Here is a 17,589-nt window from a genome sequence, read left to right as displayed (position 1 = left end):
CCTGGCGACCCCTGCGGTCAGCCAGGACACGGGTTCCCCAAGGCGGCAGCGGCTAACAGTTCCTCTTTCGGGTTCGGCCGGACGAGGCTCCTCGCCCTGGCGTCGATGGCGATCCTGTCGCCTGTCGTGGAACGCAAGTACGCCGAGGTAGGTCATCGAGGGGATGTAGGACGGTTCCCGCGAGGCCTGATCTCCATCTGTCCGGACGGCACTTCCCACAGCCGTACCGGATACCGGGCTAACCTGTCCGAGGAGGGCATTCGGCTCGCCCCACACCGAGGCAGTCGTCCGTGGGCATTGGCGGCGATCGTGGTGACCTGGCTCCGGCCAGGCGACGCGGAGCGCCAACGGCACCGCTGTGGCCCGAGTGTGCTTGGGATCTTGATGTCTGTGCAAGCGAGCAGCGACAGAGTGGCCGGAGCATGTCCAGGCGGTGGTTGACGGGGTGAGGGAGCGTGGCGGCTCCGACGAACAGATTGCCGCCGCCTGGCTGCACGACACGATCGAGGACGACGTCCTCTCCCGCGAATGGCTCGAGTCAGCCGAACTCCCGCAGAACGTGAAGGACCTGGTCGACGCGATGACCAAGCGCCCGGGCGAGAGCGACGAGTCGTACACGCAGCGGACCCTCGCCACACCGGGCACCCGCCTCATCAAAGAGGCCGACCTCGCCCACAACGCCAACCCGGACCGGCTCGCCCTCCTCGACGAATCGACCCGCACCCACCTCGGCGAGAAGTACGCCGGGATGCGGCGGCTGCTCGGCCTGCACGAGCCGTGACGATCTCTCCGTAGCCGGTGCGATGGTGAGGGCCGCCGGGTGGATGACTGGGCGGTGCCGTTAGCGGGCGTCGGTGCGGGGCACCCATGGGGTGCCCGGGGCTTGCCGCTTCACCGGTGTGGCCCGCACCTGCAGGTGAGGAAGAAGGAGTGCTGCCGGATGACGACCGCGCGCGAGATCATGACGGCGGGTGCCGAGTGCATTGGCGCCCAGGAGACGGTGCTCGAGGCCGCGAAGAAGATGACCGAGCTGGGTGTCGGTGCGCTGCCGATCTGCGGCACGGACGAGAGGCTCAAGGGCATGCTCACCGACCGCGACATGCATCTTTGCACAGGGCAAGCGAAATGGGACCGGTTCCTGACGCGAGCGCGCAATATGGCTCAACTGCCCTGCGGTGCGGCCATGTCCGTCCAGCCCAGCGGATACAAGCCACCGTCCTCCGCAGCCGGTACGGCCGGTTCTCCGCCAGCCTCAGTGAAGGCGGTCAGCGCACTGATCAGTGCGGAGCGTTGTTCCGGAGCGAGACGCTCCACGATCGACGCGATTTCCTGTCGGCGCTTGGCGGTGACGTCCTCGACGAGCCTGCTGCCCTCGCGCGTCAACTGCAGGACGATTTCACGGCGGTTGTCCGGATTGGTCTGCCGGTCTGCCAGGCCGGCCGCGATGAGCCGGTCGACCATGCGCATGGCGGTCGACGGATTGACACCGAGGCGCTCGGCGAGCACCACGAGCTTTGCCGGGCCTTGGGTGGACAGCACCACCAGCAGCCGGAACTGGGGCAGCGTCACCCGGTCCTCAACTGCAGCCAGGGAGCGCGCCGAGACCGCGACCAAGAGCCGGGACGCGGTCAGCACCGCGAGAGTCACCGCGTCGACGTCGTCCATGCCCCGGGAGGGCTGCGCTTTCTCGGCCATGCCCCCTTTCTACCGTGCTCCGGCCATGCCACGGCCTCCACCCTGATGTCCCGACCAGAACCGGTCCGTCACCATCCGTGGTATCTGAGGAGGACCATGCCGTTTCATCGTGTAGGGGGCCTTCGACGTGCTGGACGAGGTCCCGGCGCAGCGTCTGAAGAGCTGGCTCGGGGTCCGGGTCCTTTAGCAGGCCGGCGGGCTCGCCAAGGGGATAGAAGCGTTTCGTGCGGTCCCGGGCCTCCGTGACGCCGTCGGGATAGAGCAGCAGCTGATCGCCGGGTGTGAAATCCCTCTCCTACGCGTGGTGCGTCCGTGCCGTGGATGCCTAGGCCCAGCGGCAGTGCACTGCGGGGTGGTGCGGCGAAGTGGACCGTGCCGTCGGGGCGTACGACCACAGGCGCGGTGGGGCCGTAGTTGAGCAGGGTGACGCTTCGGTCGCCGCTGGCCTCCGCCAGTACAGCGGTGACGAACTTCTCGCCCTGCAGCTCCCTGTCCACCTCCCGTTCGACCCGTGCCCCGACCCGCCACAGGTCGGGTTCGTCGTGTGCGGCCTCGCGGAAGGCGCCGAGCACGAGAGCTGCGGTCTCCACCGCTTCCAGGCCCGTGCCCTGCACGTCCCCCACGATCACCCGGACCCCGTCCGGTGAGGCGACGACCTCGTGCAGGTCTCGCCAATGCGTTCTTCGGCGACCGCCGAGGTGTACGAGACGGCCACGCGCAGATGTCCAGCACTTCGCGGCACCGGCCGCAGTAGCACGCGCTGCGCGACTTCCGCGGTCGAGCGAACACTGGCGAGCTCGGCCTCCCGTCTGTCGCATGACCGCGGCCAGCAGCCCCGCGGCACTTACCCGCCATCGATGCCAGCGCGCTGAAGCCCCGGCGACCGACGAACAGTTGGTTGTCGTACAGCCCGAGCCCCAGACAGACAACGAGGGCGAGGCCTCGCTCGGCCCCCATCGTCCAGATCGGTTCCGCGCTCGGCTCCCTGCTGGGTCGCCTCACAAGAGTCGCCTGCGGCCGAGTGCGCCTGCTAGTGGCCTGCGGAGCTGCGGGCGGCGTAGCCGCCACCCTCGGACCCTCCGCTCGCCGACGCACTCTTCGCCGGGGGCTGATCCTCGGGGTGCGCAGTGTCAGAGCATCCTGCGCGACGGCGACGGCCGGCCCCGCCGGAGCCGCGATCGGCCACGTCGCATTCAGTGACGCCCCTCTCCTCAACATGCCGCCCTTTCACGCCGACCACATCAACCAGTACTGCTCCTCGCGGCGCTGGGCCTGGTCGCCGGCGTGGTCGGCACCGGATTCACGCACGCTCCCTATCTGGTCGAGGACGTGTGCAACTGGGCCTGGCGCGGCCCGGAATGGCTGCGCCCGGTTCGTCGGCGGCGTACCGCTCAGCCTCGTGCTGCTGGTCCTGCCCGAGATGTACGGGACTGGCTACCCGGTGCTGGAAAAGGCAGCCGAGGGCGGCTACCCCACAGGGTTTCTGCTGCTCCTGCTCGCGGGCAAAGTTCTCGCCACCAGCCTCACCCTGGGCGTCGGCGGCGCGGGCGGCATGTTCGCGCCGACGCTGTTCGTCGGAACCACACTCGGCGCCGCCTACGGAACCGCCCTGAATCAGCTGCTGCCCTCCACCGCGGGTGCGGTCGCCTCATACGCGTTGGTCGGCATGGGCACCGTGTTCACCGCCACCTCCGGCACCCCCCTCACGGCCGCGGCGCTCCTGTTCGAACTCACCGGCCAGTTCTCGATCGTGCCGCCGCTGGCTGCGGGCATCGCCCTCGCCCTGCTCACCGCCCGACTGCTGTCACGGGGCACGATCTATACCCTCAAACTGCGTCGGTAAGGTGCCGACTTCACGACGCGGTCAAGGCGGTGCGCATCTGGGGCGGGCGTATCCGCCACGACCTCGCCGGTGCTGACACTGCCCGCCTGCACCGCAGTCATCGAAGCCGCACGCCTCCTGAGACTCTCCCCGCACGGCGCACTGCCCGTGCTGGACGCTCACGGGGCTGCCTCAGCATGCTGACCACCCGCGCGGCGGCCGAGACTTTGCGCACCTCGACAGCACCACGGACACGGCACCGTTCACGGCAGGCGATCTGGCGCCGGACGCGACACCGAGTCCGCCGGCTGGGTGTACCGGCTCGCAAGGGTGTTGTCATGGCTGATCGAGGCGGGTTGCCTGCGATGGTCGCGGCGTCGGAATGTCCTGCTTCGCTTGGGTACATCAAGGAGACGCATCACAGCGGTGCCGAGCCGGACGAGCGCCCATTTCAAAGCCCGTTGAACATCTCCGTGCTCGCCTGCGTACCTACTCCTGCGTGCCGTGCCAGCCGCCACAACGAGCTCCCGACGACATGAAGGAACAGTCTTCAATGCCGAACCGGGAGGCATCATGCGTCCGAACCGACGCGCAGCACGGCCCAAGGCTTCGATGCGGACGATCGCGATCATCGCTGCGGCCTGTGCCGCCGTCGCCACCGTCCTGATCGCGATACGGGGCGTCAGCGGCGAAGCATCGGCTGACCCGACGCCAGCCGGTGTCGCTCAGCACGGCAGCGGCCACACCACCACCTCCGGCGCCCTCGGCCAGTCCCAGGCGGGCCCGCAACCGGTGACGGAGGTGGACAAGACCTTCCTCATCAAGGTGCGGCAGGCCGGGCTGTGGGAGATACCCGCCGGCCGGCTCGCACAGACGCACGCCTCCAGCGATGCCGTGAGGCGAGCAGGACTGCACCTGCTCGACGGCCACAGCAAGCTCGACCAACTGGTACGCGAGGACGCCCAGATCCTCGGCGTCCCGCTCCCGAACGAGGCCACACCGGAGCAGCAAGGCTGGGTCACCCAGTTGGACAACGCCCACGGCGACGAATTCGACCGCCTCTTCGCCAACCTGCTGCGCGCTTCACACGGCAAGATCTTCGCCACCATCGGCGAAGTCAGGGCCTCCACCCAGAACGACCTGATCCGCCGTCACGCACGCCAGGCCAACCAGACCGTCCTTGATCACCTCGAAGTCCTCGAAGACACAGGACTGGTGGACAGCGCGACCTTCCAGGAGGTCGAAGCCGCCGTCAAACCACGGTAGGCACACGGCGACCGGGCTGGGCGCGTACGAACACGTGCACTCGCGTTTGCACTGTGCAATGATTCATGACGGGGGCCCGGCTGATGGCGGCCTCTGCTCGGGAGCTCGGCACTGGCACGGTGACTCAGCTCAACAACGCATGCCGTTCCATCGGCCCGGGCCCTCCCCGCCCCGGACTCGTCCTCTAGCCCGACCCGGCGTAGGAGCTCGGGAGAAAAACTCTGCTGGGGGACCGCAGGCGTGCGCACCGACGGCAAGGGCAACGGAGTCGTGTCCCTCAAGTATGTGGGGATGGTTTCGTCTTCGGACGGCCAGGTAAGCCACACGGCCGTCCGTAGGCGGCCAGGGCCGCTGACCATAACCTGCCTACAAGTGCGCCGGGAAGTCTGGTTAGCCAACCAGGCGCTCGCTTTCCGTGGAGTCATCCGATGCCACATCTCCCCGCACAAACCGCCGTGCCGGTGGAGCAGATTCCTTCACCGGACATTCCTTGCGCAGAGGACCACCGTCGTGCGGCTACAGGGAGCTGGATTATCGGAAGGGGAGTGGTTGCGACCCCTTGGCGAGGAAGCGGGAGCCCGCCTTCCCGCCGGGGGTGGGAATCTGGTTCTGAAGGCGACCGGATCGATGGGGAAGTCGCCCGCTCTCTCCGCCTGGCAGTTTCCGGCAGTGGGGTCCCTTCAAGATTCGAAGCGACCGTACGACGCATGCCCGTGTACCGGCAATCCGTGACAGGCGATAGGAACCAGTGCCTCAAGGTCGACGGGACTTCATGGCCATTGCCCTTGATCACGGTCTCGATACCGATGGGACTCGTTGGTCACGGCCCTTGCCGGCCATGGTCGACGTTCGACGGGGCCCCCGTTATCTTTTCCGCGGTCCTGCAAGAGGACCGCTGGCCTCCGGGCCCGGCATGACTGTGTCCCCCTGTCGAAGGCATGACCTGGGGGGTGGTGTCACCGGGCCCGGAAGGTGCCGTCGGAGACGCTGATCAGAGGTCCGACTACCACCCGGTCCGGCGCAATGCCGGACAGCTCGCGGGCGGCAGGTCTGCATAACGTGGATGCGCGCGACGACACCGATGCCGAGGCCAGGCCAGGCAACTCCCCTGAGAGGGCGCGATGTTCGACACCGAAGACGTGGGTGTGTTCCTCGGCCTGGATGTCGGCAAGAGTGCCCACCATGGGCACGGGCTGACCCCGGCGGGCAAGAAGGTCTTCGACAAGCAGCTGCCCAACAGTGAGCCGAAACTGCGGGCCGTCTTCGACAAGCTGACCGCGAAGTTCGGCACCGTCCTGGTAATCGTGGACCAGCCCGCCTCCATCGGCGCCCTGCCCCTGACCGTCGCCCGCGACGCGGGCTGCAAGGTCGCCTACCTGCCCAGCTGTATCCGGGCGAGGCCAAGACCGACGCCAAGGACGCCGCGGTCATCGCGGACGCCGCCCGCACTCTGCCCCACGCACTGCGCTCGCTTCAGCTGACCGACTACATCACCGCCGAGCTCACGGTCCTCGTCGGCTTCGACCAGGACCTCGCGTCCGAGGCCACCCGCACCTCCAACCGGATACGCGGCCTGCTCACCCAGTTCCACCCCAGCCTGGAGCGCGTCCTGGGCCCGCGTCTGGACCACCAGGCCGTCACCTGGCTGCTGGAGCGCTACGGCTCCCCGGCCGCCCTGCGAAAGGCCGGCCGCCGCAGACTCGTCGACCTCATCCGGCCCAAAGCGCCGCGCATGGCCCAGCGGCTTTTCGACGAGGTCTTCGACGCGCTGGACGAGCAGACCGTCGTCGTCCCCGGGAACCGGCACCCTCGACGTCGTGATCCCGTCGCCGGCCCGCTCGCTCGCAGCCGTCCACGAACAGCGACGAGCTCTGGAAGTGCAGATCGGGCGGTTGCTGGAGGCTCACCCTCTTTCCCCGGTCCTGACCTCGATCCCGGGGGTCGCGGTCAGGACCGCCGCCACCTTGCTGGTCACCGTCGGCGACGGCACCAGCTTCCCCACCGCCGCCCACCTCGCCTCCTACGCCGGCCTCGCCCCGACGACGAAGTCGTCCGGGACCTCGATCCACGGCGAACACGCACCCAGAGGCGGCAACCGGCAACTCAAGCGCGCGATGTTCCTGTCCGCGTTCGCCGCCCTGCACGATCCCGCCTCCCGCACCTGCTACGACCGATGCCGGGCCCGCGGAAAGACCCACACCCAGGCCCTCCTCCGCCTCGCCCGCCACCGCATCAGCGTGCTGTCCGCGATGCTCCGCGACGGCACCTTCTACGAACCCCGAACCCCACGCCTCGCTTGACGAAAGACATAGAGGCACCCCCCCGAACGCGGTTCGGGCCGGAGGGGGGCTCCACATGATTCAGACGCGACTTCGGCACCGTCTGCGCTGGCGGCTCGGCCAACTCGGCGCTGCTGTCCTTTGCCGCGATCAACTGCTCCAGTGGGTCCGTGCTCGTCGTGCAGTTCGCGCTTCTCGATGCCCGTCAGCTCCCCGATTTGCACCTCGGCCAGCGCCAGCTCCCGGTCAGTGACCGGCGCCGACGCAGCCAGGTCATCGGCTTCACGCAGCCCCGCCGGGGCGGCCCTGCAGTTCTCTGTGATCAGGGGGTGAGGTCCAATACCCGGACCGGCTCCCCTGCCCACCGGCGTGGGGCGGCGGTGGCGATGATCGCGCCGTCGGGACGGTCCGGAGTGGGCTGCGCCGCGTACTGGCTGTGCGCCGCGGCCCAGGTCTCCTGCCGCGCGACGGCCAGAGCGGCAGCCAGGTCCATATCGAGAACAGTGATGCCGGGCAGCGAGGCAAGGTGCTCGGCCGTGCCAGGCCGGGCGCGATCGGCTTCGACTAACGCGCACGCCGGGGCGTACAGAAACCAACCCGCTTCGGCGTGGGCGCGGTGGATCAGGCGGGAGGCGAGGACGTTGCCCTGGCCGGCTGCAGCCATCGCGGTGTCGTCCAGGACGATGTGCATGGCGTCGCTCACCGGCCAGTCACCTGAGCCAGGCGCCGGTCCAGCTCGCTGTCCAGGTCCTGCTCCTCGGCAGCGGTCGGCGCGTAGCCATTCCATTCCTTCAACGCGGCCAAAGCCCGCTCGGCACGCTCGGCACGCTCGGCCGGCGTCAGCAGCGTCTCGGCGAGACGGGCGAGATACGCGCGCAGCGACAGACCCTCAGCGGCCGCGATCGCGGCGAGCCGGTCCTTGGCTTCCTCGGGGATACGGACGTTGGCATCGGACATCTTCGTGCTCCCTCCCGTCTCTCTAGTGTACGGGTACGTACCCGTACCCGTCACCTCCAAGCCTTTCCAGTCGACCCTGGGTGCGATGGCTGTGATGGCCGTGGTCTCCCCTCCCCCGGGCGGAGGTCCCCCCTGGCCCCGCCCGTGTGCTGTTACGACACTTTGGTCGGGGCTACGCATGACGTCGATCCCATGGACCGGTTGTGGTCCCGGGAATCGACGTTGTCGTAATGGGGAAGGCCGTGTCGATGCGGCCAAGCGAGCCAGGTGATATCCCCGGCGGAGACGGTGTGTGTGGCGCCAGCTGCCTGTCCGAAGGGCAGCCTGGCTATCCGGCTCCGTGACGAACTGGGCGTACCGTACCGCGACGAGGAGTTCACGAATCTGTTCCCGACACGGGGCAAGCCTGCCTGGTCACCGGGCCGGCTGGCACGGTCTTGGTGCTGCAGTTCGTCGAGGGACTCACCGACCGGCAGGCCGCTGAGGCAGGGCGCGCGGATCGACTTCAAGTACGCGCTCGGGATGGAGCTGGCTGATCCAGGGTTCGACTTTTCGATGCTCTCTGAGTTCAGGGACCGTCTGGCTGGAGCAGATGGCGGACGCCGCGTAATGGATGGGATCTTGACCGCTGTCAGGGACAGGAGACTGCTCACCAGCGGCGGGTAGGCCCGGACCGGCTGCCCGCACATGTTCTCGCGGCCCGTACGCTCCGCTGGCTGGAGATACACCGGAGCAGCGATTAACGGGCTTGGCCTTTGTGGGCCTCACCAGAGAGCCCCACTTCGCTCAGCCAGGCCTTCACGCCGCACCCTCTGGCGCGCGCCGGCCGATATGCGGGCCGATCTGGGCAGCTCTGCCTGTGCGCAAGCTCGGCGGCACGGGCACGGTGTGAACAACTGACTGATTGTAGGGCCGGGGCCGTGGCTGTGTTCCGCGCGGAAGGCCGCCCTGTGCTGCGCGAGGGCCTCCCGCCGCGCGCCAGAGGCGATACGTGCCTCGGGCACGAACTGGGCAGGAACTGTGTCGCGCATGAAGGCCGCGCACGTGGGCACGTTGGGAGCACCCTGGGTAAGGCGAAGCCCTGGACGGGGTGTGACGGCACTGTCCAGGGCTTCGCCCAGCCACTCCATCGTCTGGGAGCGCTTGTGGAGTTAGCGCCCCCAGTGTGACGCGTGCGCTGTCCGAGTCCCCGTCTGCCGTGCCGGAGCGGCGGTGGAGATCACTCCATCGCAGGGACCCTGCACCACGGTGGACCGCGTCTTCGCTGCCACGTGGTGGAGAGGAGAAACCGCATGTAGGTGCAGGGCGGGGGTACGCGGCTCACAGGTGACGGGGGTGGTTCCTGATACCGAGGAGGCGCATCATGCTGAGGGCTCACCCGGCGGTGTTGAAGGACCTGGTCGAGCAGTACGAGACGCTGCGGGCGCTGCATGCCGAGAAGGGCAGCCCCGCGGTGCGGCAGCGCATGGAGGACGTGGCCTACACGCTGTGCGTCTCGACCGGAACCCGCGACGTGGATGCCGCCCTGATCGCTGCGCGTCACGGACTTCCCGGCGCCCGTCCCGAGGACGATTCGGCACTTGCCTCCGGTTGAAACCTGGTTCCCGGCAGGAGCGCCGACGCCCCGGCCGGTTCCCTCGTGGTACCGGACCGTGAGCGGTGCAGGCCCTACCAGTCGTCCGCAGGGAGGAGACATGGGGCACGACACGCAACCCACGACCTGGAAGAACCCGGCCGTGGATCCAGCACCCCCGCCCGAGGACTCGGTGGCTCTGCCACAGGACGAGGTGGACCAGCTGCAACAGGCCCGGGTCTCCCACGCGGTCATTGACCAGGCAACGGGCATCGTGATGGCCCTCGGTCGCATCCCGCCTGATCAGGCGGGGAGCGTCCTGCAGGAGGTCTCTCAGCACACCCACCTCACCCTGCGCTGCCTCGCGGAAGCCCTCACTGCCTGGGCGCACACCGGCGAAATCGATCTCACTATTCGTCTCACCCTGGAGCAAGCACTGCACCGACAGACCCCGCACTCTCGAGGTGACCAGGTTCGCGCCAGTCGGGGCTGAACGTGGCCCCTTCCACGTGGGCTGATCCCCCTGTGATCCGGCGCTTGCCCGCCAACCAGCGACGGCCTTGCGCCATTGCCGGTCTGCCCGGCCAATCAGGCCGCCGCCGGACGGGGACCGCCTCATCCTCACCTCGTCTCGATGGCACGGCCAGACAGTTCATCCTCCTCGGCAAAGGGCCACCTGCGGGGTCCTGCGGCCGTCGCACGGGAATGTCGCGGCGCACTACGCTCAGCGCCGCAACCAGATCCGCGGCGAACTGCGCTCGACCGGCGTTCGATCCGGACGAGATCTCCGAATGGACATGGCAGGGTTGATCCAGCACGGTCCCAGACGCGCGTCCGGCAAGGTTCACGTCGCTACAGCCCGCAGCAAGGCGGACCGTGGGTCGATCACGCAAGGTCATCACCCCACTGCGTCACGTCGACCTCTCGAGCCGTCGTCGGGCGGCGCCGATCGAGCAGGGGTGCCGGAGTTCGTCTCCCCATGGGTTGGCGTCGAGGCGCCCGGCGATTGTGTCGATGGTGAAGCTCCGGGCACCTGTGCCCAGATCCTTGACCTCGGCCCAGGTCAAGGGCGCGGCCACCGGGGCTCCAGGGCGTGCGCGTACGGCGTAGGGCGCGACGGCGGTTTGAGCGTATGTGTTGCGCTGGACATCGAGATGAAGCCTGCCACGGCGCGCCTGCTTGCGAGGGGCCGTGGTGAACGTGTCGGGATGACGCGAAGCGAGGAGCTCGGCCAGGTCGCGAGCGAAGGCCCGTACCTCGTCGAATGAGGCTCGGCGGTCCAGCGGGACCACCACGTGCAGACCGCGGGAGCCGGTGGTCATCGCGACGGACGGAAGACGGAAGTCCTCCAGCAGCTGGTGCAGTAGCACGGCCGCATCGCGGACGGGCGCGAAGTCGTCTGCGGCTGGATCGAGGTCGAAGACCAGACGGTCGGGGTGGTCCGGGCGGTCGGCACGGGACAGGAAGCGGTGCAGGGTGACGCAGCCCTGATCGACGAGGTAGACCAGCGTGGCCGTGTCGTCGCACAAGGCGTAGGTGACTGTCCCGTCCTCCTTGGGAGCTCGGCTCGGTGGATCCAGTCGGGGAAGTGGTCGGGTACGTCCTTCTGCATGAACGACTTCCCCTCGATCCCGTCTGGCCGGCGTTCCAGCATCAATGGGCGACCCCGAGGGTGAGGAAGCATCCGCCGGGCTACGGTGCGGTGGTACTCGGCCAAGTCCGCCTTGATGATGCCATCGTCGGGAAACAGCGACTTGTCCGGCCTGCTGACCGACACGGTCCGGCTGCCGGCGCGGACGTCCAGGGTGGAGCTCATCAGGGTCCTTTCTTGGGTCGCTCACGGACTACGTCAGCGGGAGGTTTGTCGGCGCGCAGCCCCAGGAAGCGGGGATGGCGCAGCCTGCCGTCGCGGGTCCACTCGGTGAAGCCGATTTGTGCCACCAGTTCTGGGCGCACCCAGTGGACGGCTCGCTCCCCGATCGCGTCGTGGAAGGGCGACAGGTCGTTCCCGAGGACATCAAGACGGTGCCGCAGATCACGCAGCGTGCGGGTGTCGTATCCGGTGCCGACCTTTCCGGCGTAGCACAGCCGGTCGCTTTCGTAGTAGCCGAGGAGGAGCGCCCCGAAGCCAACTCTGCTGCCGGCCGGTTCGGTGAATCCACCGATCACGAACTCTTGGCCAGCCCCGCATTTGAGCTTCAGCCAGTCGGTCGAGCGCCGGTGGACGTAGGGCGCGTCCGCCCGTTTGGCGATCAGACCCTCCCAGCCACGGGCACATGCGCCGTCCAGCAGTTCGGGCGACCACGCATTCCGGTGCGTGGTGAAGCGCTGCGGGCCGTGAAAGGCGAAGGCGTCACGTAGCAGTGCCTTGCGGGTACGCAGGGGAAGACGGGTGAGGTCATGCCCGTCAAGGCGCAGCAGATCGAAGAGGTAGTAGAAAACGGGAATGCCCGTAGCGCGTGCCGCGCGGGGGTCGGTGAGGCCGCTGCGCTGCTGGAGCAGCGAGAAGTCGGTTCGCCCGCTGCGGATGGCGACAACCTCGCCGTCCAGAGCGAAATCGCGCCGGGTCTGCACCTCAAGGGCAGCAACGAGTTCCGGATAGGTGGGCCCACGTGGTGTGCCGCCGCGCGAAAACAGCCGTACCCGGTCCCCCTCTCGCATAGCGAGGGCGCGTACGCCGTCAAGCTTTCGTTCGAACAGCCAGGCGTCATCGAATGCGCGGCGGTCGCTGAGTACTGCCAGCATGGGCTCGGCCACGCCGCCGTTTCTCCCTGAGGTAGGCGTTCCCAACAGTTCCCGCTGGTCGGGGCGCAGCCGGTCCAGCACTGAGTCGTTCATCGTCACTGCCCGGGATCTTCCCCGGCTGCCACTTGGCGGAGGGTACGCCGCGTACGCACGGACCGTGCCCGCACCGGGTCCGGGGCGCCACGTCGGGCGCCGCGTGAATCGTCCTTCTTCACCAGCAGCCATGCCTCGCGGCCCGTGCCCCGCCGAATACGGGTGAGTGCATAGCCGCCGTGGAGCTTCTGGCCGTGCAACCGGAACGGCGCGTGCCCGCGTTCAAGGGCCTCGGCGAACGGGATCTCCGTTCCCCTGCGATCCTCCGACGTGCTGCGGTACGTGCCCTCGTCCCAGAGAATGACCGTGCCCGCTCCGTACTCGCCCTCCGCGATGACTCCCTCGAAGTCCGCGTACTCGAGCGGATGATCTTCAGTGGGCATGGCGAGCCGTTTGTCGTGCGGATCGTCGGACGGACCCTTGGGGACGGCCCAGGACTTGAGGACGCCCTCCACTTCGAGACGGAAGTCGAAGTGCATGGTGCTCGCATCATGGATCTGCACCACGAAGGCAGGCTTACGTGAAACTTCGCCGCGGCTCGCGCCGCCCTTCGGCTCCGATGTCTTCGCGAAGTTCCGCCTGCGCCGATACACCACAAGGGCATCGTCCGGTTGCATGGTCCCTCCTTCCGGTGCCTGGCAGGGGCCCGGGACGGCCGGCCGTCGTCGGCAAGCGCAACCACCTGGGGGAACCTGGAATCGGGGAGCCCCGCCTCCTAATCTTGCGGCTACCCGGTCGGCAGCACGACAAGCATGCGCGCCGCCCCTGTCTTGAGCTCTCATACGCGCGAAATTGGTACGCACGCCTCGTCAGACAGCCTGAGCCTGCTGCCCAGCACGCCTTCGCCCTTTGACTGCCGCCGCGATTCGCGAGGCGACAGACCCCCAAGCCGTCCTCGTTACCAGGCCAATTCGATCAGTCTCCGCAGCGGCATTCCGTACCCCTCGCCGACCGGCCTTTGGGCATCCCGAGAGCCCGCACGGCTTTCCGGCCCTCGGCTGCAGGGAGCAGCACCAATCGCGATGCGCACGAAGCGGCTATGGGAGAGGCGATGCGGGGAAGGCGATCTGTAGGTCGCCTGTGACAGGACTGATCAGTGGTGGTTTCCTCTGGATCTTCCAGGGGGCTTTGGTGGCATGGTCGGGAAGGGAGCTCGCTGGTGTGGGAATACTCGCGGCTCGGCGGCGACATGGAGCACGCCGCCTGGAGGTCAGACGCCGCAGTCATGGCGGATCTCGGGAGGGCGTTGCGGGCGCGTGTGGACGGCGAGGTTCGGTTCGATGCCGGAACCCGCGGGGCTTAGAGCTCCTAACTCAATGCGGTGCGGAGGCGTCGCCAGCAGATGAGTGAGCAGGCGAGCTTGAGGAACGCCTCGTGGATGTCGTCCCGGATCTCCCAGCGGATGCGCAGGCGGCCGAACCAGTGCAGCAGCGCGATGGTCTGCTCGACCACCCACCGCTTGGTCCCCAGGCCGGAACCATGCTCAGTGCCGCGGCGTGCGATGACGGGCTTGACGCCCTTCGCCCAGACCAGGCGGCGGTAGCAGTCGTGGTCGTAGCCGCGGTCGGCATAGATCTCCCTCGGTCGCTGCCGGGGACGGCCTCGTTTGCCGCGGATCGGCGGGATCGCCGCCAGGAGCGGCATGAGCTGGGTGATGTCGTTGCGGTTGCCGCCGGTGAGCGTCACGGCCAGCGGGATGCCGCTCGCATCGCAGATCACGTGGTGTTTGGAGCCCGCTCGGCCTCGGTCGACCGGGCTCCGGCCGGTTTTGGGCCGCCCTTGAGCGCCCGGATGTGGGAGCTGTCGATCACCGCCCGCGACATGTCCAGGCGGTCTGCTGCCCGCAGCTCGGTCAGCAGCACCTCGTGCAGCCGCTGCCACACCCCAGCGTTGTTCCAGTCCCGCAAGCGTCGCCAGCAGGTCATGCCCGAGCCGAAGCCCAGCTCAGCGGGCAGCCACTCCCACCGGATGCCGGTGTAGAGCACGAACATGATCCCGCACAACACCTTGCGGTCATCCAGCGCCTTCCGCCCCGGGTGCCGATGCCGGCGGTGCCGAACCGGCAGCAGTGGCTCGATCCTCACCCACAAATCATCGTCAACCAGCCATGGTTGGGGATCACGCTTCCTCACACGTAGACAACTGAGTCACTCAGCTGGAGGACACGGGCCAATCTCATTCCGTTAGGAGCTCTTACTCCACGGATGCATCGAACTATCGTCAGGTGCCCATCGCGGTGGTGCTGCCGCACACGGTCGAGGCCGGGGCTGCGGCTGTGGGGATCTGTGCCGAGTTCGATGTGCCGGTGCTCTCGCGTGGCGGGGGAACCAGTCTGGCTGGGCAGTGTGCCAATCAGGCCGTGGTCATCGACTGGTCCAAGTACTGCCGTCGTGTGGTGTCCGTCGATGTTGCAGAACGTACGGTTGTGGTGGAGCCGGGGATCGTACTTGATGAGTTGAATCGGCAACTATCGGTTCACGGGCTGAAGTTCGGTCCTAAGCCGTCGACGCACAGTCATTGTTCTCTGGGCGGGATGATCGGGAACAACTCGTGCGGGGCGTCGGCCCAGGCGTACGGGAAGACGGTGGACAACGTCCGGCGTCTGGAGATCCTCACCTATGACGGCCTGCGCTGCTGGGTGGGGCCTACACCTGCTGATGAGTATGAGCGGATTGTGGGTGCGGGTGACCGGCGCGCCGAGCTGTACGGGGGACTTCACAGGATCGTGGCCGACCATCTGGCCGACATAAGGCACGGGTTTCCCCGCCTTCCTCGGCGGGTGTCCGGGTACAACCTCGACTCGTTGTTGCCGGAAAGCGGGTTCGATCTTGCCAAGGCACTCGTGGGAAGCGAGGGCACACTGGTCACGGTCCTGCGGGCCGAGCTCGATCTCGTGCCGGTTCCGGGTCATGAGTCCATGCTGGTGCTCGGCTACGAGGACATCTGTGCTGCGGCCGACGACGTCCCGCGACTGCTGGAGCACTGCAGCCCGACCCAGTTGGAAGCCCTGGACGGGCGCATGGCCCAGCTCATGCGGGAGGAGGGCGCGTACCTCGACTCCCTGGAGACCTTTCCCGAAGGTGAAAGCTGGCTGCTGGTGCAGTTCAGCGGAGACAGCCGGGACGATGTCGACGAACAGGGCCGTCGCCTCCTGACGTCACTCGGCCGGAGCGAGGGTGACGCGACGGTGGCGTTCTCCGACGATCTGGCACGGGAACAGAAGATGCTCAGGGCGCGGGAGGCCGGCCTGGGGGTGACGGCCCGGCCTCCGGACGGACGGGAGACCTGGGAAGGCTGGGAGGACTCCGCTGTCCCGCCCGAGCGCCTCGGCGACTATCTACGTGAACTGAAGAAGCTGTTCGCCGACTTCGGCTACGGGCACCCTTCGTTGTACGGGCACTTCGGCCAGGGGTGCGTGCACACCCGCATCCCCTTCGACCTGACCTCCGCCAACGGGGTGCAGGAATTCCGGCGGTTCCTGCACAGGGCCGCGGACCTGGTAGTGGCCCACGGCGGGTCGCTGTCGGGTGAGCACGGGGACGGCCAGGCCCGTGGCGAGCTGCTGGTCCGCATGTTCGGAGACCGGCTCGTGAGTGCGTTCGGTGCGGTGAAGAGGCTCTTCGATCCGGACAACCGGATGAACCCGGGCAAGGTCGTCGATGCCAACCCCGTTGACGCGAATCTGCGTCTGGGTCCGCTGTGGCGGCCGGTGAGCCATGAGACGCGCTTCGCGTACCCCGAGGATGACCACTCCTTCACCCGCGCTGTGATGCGTTGTGTCGGCATCGGCAACTGCCGCACCCACACAGGCGGCGTGATGTGTCCCTCGTACCGGGCGACCAAAGAAGAAGAACATTCAACGCGGGGGCGATCCCGGCTGCTGTTCGAGATGCTGGGCGGCCACGCCGACTCCACCATCAGCAATGGCTGGCGCTCCACGGAGGTCAGGGACGCGCTCGATCTGTGTCTGGCGTGCAAGGGCTGCAAGTCCGATTGTCCGGTAGGCGTCGACATGGCGACCTACAAAGCCGAGTTCCTCTCCCATCACTACGCCGGACGGCCGCGGCCGGCTGCGCACTACTCAATGGGCTGGCTGCCGCTGTGGGCCCGCCTCGCGGGCCTGGCTCCGCGAGCGGTGAACGCCGCGCTTAACGCGCCTGGGTGGGCGCGCCTGGGCAAGGCTCTGGCCGGCGTCGCGGCCGAGCGGGACGCTCCGCTGTTCGCTGAGCAGTCCTTCGTCCAGTGGTGGAAGGCGCGCGGCGTGCCCGAACCGGACCCGGCAGATCCCCGAACGGTCGTGCTGTGGCCCGACACGTTCAGCAACGCCTTCCACCCCGCGGTGGCCAAGGCTGCCGTCCGTGTGCTGGAGGACGCCGGGTACCACGTCACCGTACCGGCCCGTGCGGTGTGCTGCGGCCTGACCTGGATCTCTACGGGGCAACTGGCCACGGCTAAAAAGGTACTCGGCCGCACCGTCGACGTGCTGCGGCCGTGGATCGAGGCCGGAACCCCGATCGTGGGACTCGAGCCCTCATGCACAGCGGTGTTCCGCTCGGATGCACTCGAGCTCTTCCCCGAGGACCAGGACATGCAGCGGCTCGCCGGCCAGTTCCGCACCCTCTCCGAGTTCCTGGTCAACGACGCTCCCCACTGGCAGGCGCCGTCCCTCGGACGGGCCGCCACGGTACAGACGCACTGCCATCAGCACGCCGTCATGAAGTACGACGCCGACCGCGAGCTGATGCGCCGCTGCGGCATCGAGCCCGATGTCCTCGACGCCGGATGCTGCGGGCTCGCCGGAAACTTCGGCTTCGAGCGCGGGCACCACTCCCTGTCGATGGACATCGCGGAGCAAGGAGTGCTGCCCGCCGTCCGGAACACCGCCCCTGACGCCCTGGTGATCGCGGACGGGTTCAGCTGCCGCACCCAGATCGAAGCAGGCCGAACGGGCCGCCGGGCTGTCCACCTGGCCGAAGCACTCGCCCTCGGCCTGGACGGTCCACTGCCCCATGACCATCCGGAAAAGCTTACGAACCGCCCACGGGCATCAATGCGCGACGGACACCTGCTCGTCGCCGGGGCCGCGGCCGGCATCGGGATCGGGCTCGCTGCAGTTGCCGCAAGTGCTTTCCGACGGGCCAGATGAGTAGCACCACTGG

12 protein-coding genes and 5 pseudogenes are annotated in these 17,589 nt (G+C 68.0%); 9 read left to right on the top strand and 8 right to left on the bottom strand.

The annotated features are described in order from the left end of the window. Window positions 1–418 precede the first annotated feature (418 nt). Window positions 419–781, top strand: a pseudogene (locus ACQEVG_RS37585) (HD domain-containing protein); the annotation flags it as partial. 159 nt (window positions 782–940) lie between these two features. Beyond that, window positions 941–1,102 (top strand): annotated as a pseudogene (locus ACQEVG_RS37580) (CBS domain-containing protein); the annotation flags it as partial. Window positions 1,103–1,161: 59 nt separating this feature from the next. Here ACQEVG_RS37580 and ACQEVG_RS37575 read toward each other — a convergent pair. Together ACQEVG_RS37575 and ACQEVG_RS37570 are read right to left on the bottom strand one after the other, a co-directional pair. Next, window positions 1,162–1,695, bottom strand: a complete 534-nt coding sequence (locus ACQEVG_RS37575) for a MarR family winged helix-turn-helix transcriptional regulator (protein WP_432992488.1) — start codon at window positions 1,693–1,695, stop codon at window positions 1,162–1,164. 97 nt (window positions 1,696–1,792) lie between these two features. Beyond that, window positions 1,793–2,637, bottom strand: a pseudogene (locus ACQEVG_RS37570) (PP2C family protein-serine/threonine phosphatase); the annotation flags it as partial. Window positions 2,638–2,911: 274 nt separating this feature from the next. Between ACQEVG_RS37570 and ACQEVG_RS37565 the strand changes: the two are divergent. From ACQEVG_RS37565 to ACQEVG_RS37555, 3 genes and pseudogenes are all read left to right on the top strand, one after another. Next, window positions 2,912–3,538 (top strand): chloride channel protein, encoded by a 627-nt coding sequence (locus tag ACQEVG_RS37565; RefSeq protein ID WP_432992486.1) that lies wholly within the window; start codon window positions 2,912–2,914, stop codon window positions 3,536–3,538. A 552-nt stretch (window positions 3,539–4,090) separates the two neighbouring features. After that, on the top strand, window positions 4,091–4,783 hold the full coding sequence (locus tag ACQEVG_RS37560) for a DUF4142 domain-containing protein (protein WP_432992483.1): 693 nt from the start codon (window positions 4,091–4,093) through the stop codon (window positions 4,781–4,783). A 1,121-nt stretch (window positions 4,784–5,904) separates the two neighbouring features. Further along, window positions 5,905–7,083 (top strand): annotated as a pseudogene (locus ACQEVG_RS37555) (IS110 family transposase). Window positions 7,084–7,384: 301 nt separating this feature from the next. Here the strand turns inward: ACQEVG_RS37555 and ACQEVG_RS37550 are convergent. Both ACQEVG_RS37550 and ACQEVG_RS37545 read right to left on the bottom strand, forming a co-directional pair. Then, window positions 7,385–7,753 (bottom strand): hypothetical protein, encoded by a 369-nt coding sequence (locus tag ACQEVG_RS37550; RefSeq protein WP_432993186.1) that lies wholly within the window; start codon window positions 7,751–7,753, stop codon window positions 7,385–7,387. 8 nt (window positions 7,754–7,761) lie between these two features. Beyond that, complete coding sequence (locus ACQEVG_RS37545) at window positions 7,762–8,019, bottom strand: hypothetical protein (protein WP_432992480.1); 258 nt, start codon at window positions 8,017–8,019, stop codon at window positions 7,762–7,764. A gap of 267 nt (window positions 8,020–8,286) precedes the next feature. On the opposite strand from ACQEVG_RS37545, the gene ACQEVG_RS37540 reads away from it, so the two are divergent. From ACQEVG_RS37540 to ACQEVG_RS37530, 3 genes are all read left to right on the top strand, one after another. After that, complete coding sequence (locus ACQEVG_RS37540) at window positions 8,287–8,685, top strand: transposase (RefSeq protein ID WP_432992477.1); 399 nt, start codon at window positions 8,287–8,289, stop codon at window positions 8,683–8,685. A 697-nt stretch (window positions 8,686–9,382) separates the two neighbouring features. Further along, the gene (locus tag ACQEVG_RS37535) at window positions 9,383–9,613 is read left to right on the top strand and encodes a DUF5133 domain-containing protein (protein ID WP_432992474.1); all 231 of its coding nucleotides are present in this window, start codon (window positions 9,383–9,385) and stop codon (window positions 9,611–9,613) included. Between the two features lie 100 nt (window positions 9,614–9,713). Next, window positions 9,714–10,085, top strand: a complete 372-nt coding sequence (locus tag ACQEVG_RS37530) for an ANTAR domain-containing protein (RefSeq protein ID WP_432992471.1) — start codon at window positions 9,714–9,716, stop codon at window positions 10,083–10,085. A 418-nt stretch (window positions 10,086–10,503) separates the two neighbouring features. Here ACQEVG_RS37530 and ligD (ACQEVG_RS37525) read toward each other — a convergent pair. The 4 genes and pseudogenes from ligD (ACQEVG_RS37525) to ACQEVG_RS37510 all read right to left on the bottom strand — a co-directional run bounded on the left by ligD (ACQEVG_RS37525) (window position 10,504) and on the right by ACQEVG_RS37510 (window position 14,535). Continuing rightward, a pseudogene (gene ligD, locus ACQEVG_RS37525) lies at window positions 10,504–11,408 on the bottom strand (non-homologous end-joining DNA ligase). Further along, a complete protein-coding gene (gene ligD / locus ACQEVG_RS37520) occupies window positions 11,408–12,430 on the bottom strand; it encodes a non-homologous end-joining DNA ligase (protein ID WP_432992468.1) in 1,023 nt (340 codons plus the stop codon). The pseudogene ligD (ACQEVG_RS37525) and the gene ligD (ACQEVG_RS37520) overlap by 1 nt, the downstream one beginning before the upstream one ends. A gap of 2 nt (window positions 12,431–12,432) precedes the next feature. Continuing rightward, window positions 12,433–13,047: a DNA polymerase ligase N-terminal domain-containing protein gene (locus ACQEVG_RS37515; protein WP_432992465.1), complete on the bottom strand. Its 615-nt coding sequence runs from the start codon at window positions 13,045–13,047 to the stop codon at window positions 12,433–12,435. A 691-nt stretch (window positions 13,048–13,738) separates the two neighbouring features. After that, a protein-coding gene (locus ACQEVG_RS37510; protein ID WP_432985456.1) for an IS5 family transposase occupies window positions 13,739–14,535 on the bottom strand; the annotation gives its coding sequence in 2 pieces (ribosomal slippage) (window positions 13,739–14,199 and window positions 14,199–14,535; 798 coding nt in all). A 119-nt stretch (window positions 14,536–14,654) separates the two neighbouring features. Between ACQEVG_RS37510 and ACQEVG_RS37505 the strand changes: the two genes are divergently transcribed. After that, window positions 14,655–17,576, top strand: a complete 2,922-nt coding sequence (locus ACQEVG_RS37505; RefSeq protein WP_432992462.1) for an FAD-binding and (Fe-S)-binding domain-containing protein — start codon at window positions 14,655–14,657, stop codon at window positions 17,574–17,576. Window positions 17,577–17,589: the final 13 nt, after the last annotated feature.

The sequence above is a fragment of the Streptomyces sp. CA-135486 genome, from assembly GCF_050936555.1.
Taxonomy (GTDB): Bacteria; Actinomycetota; Actinomycetes; order Streptomycetales; family Streptomycetaceae; genus Streptomyces.
Note: the sequence above shows the minus strand (reverse complement) of the source record. Positions and strands in the feature narration are given on the sequence as shown.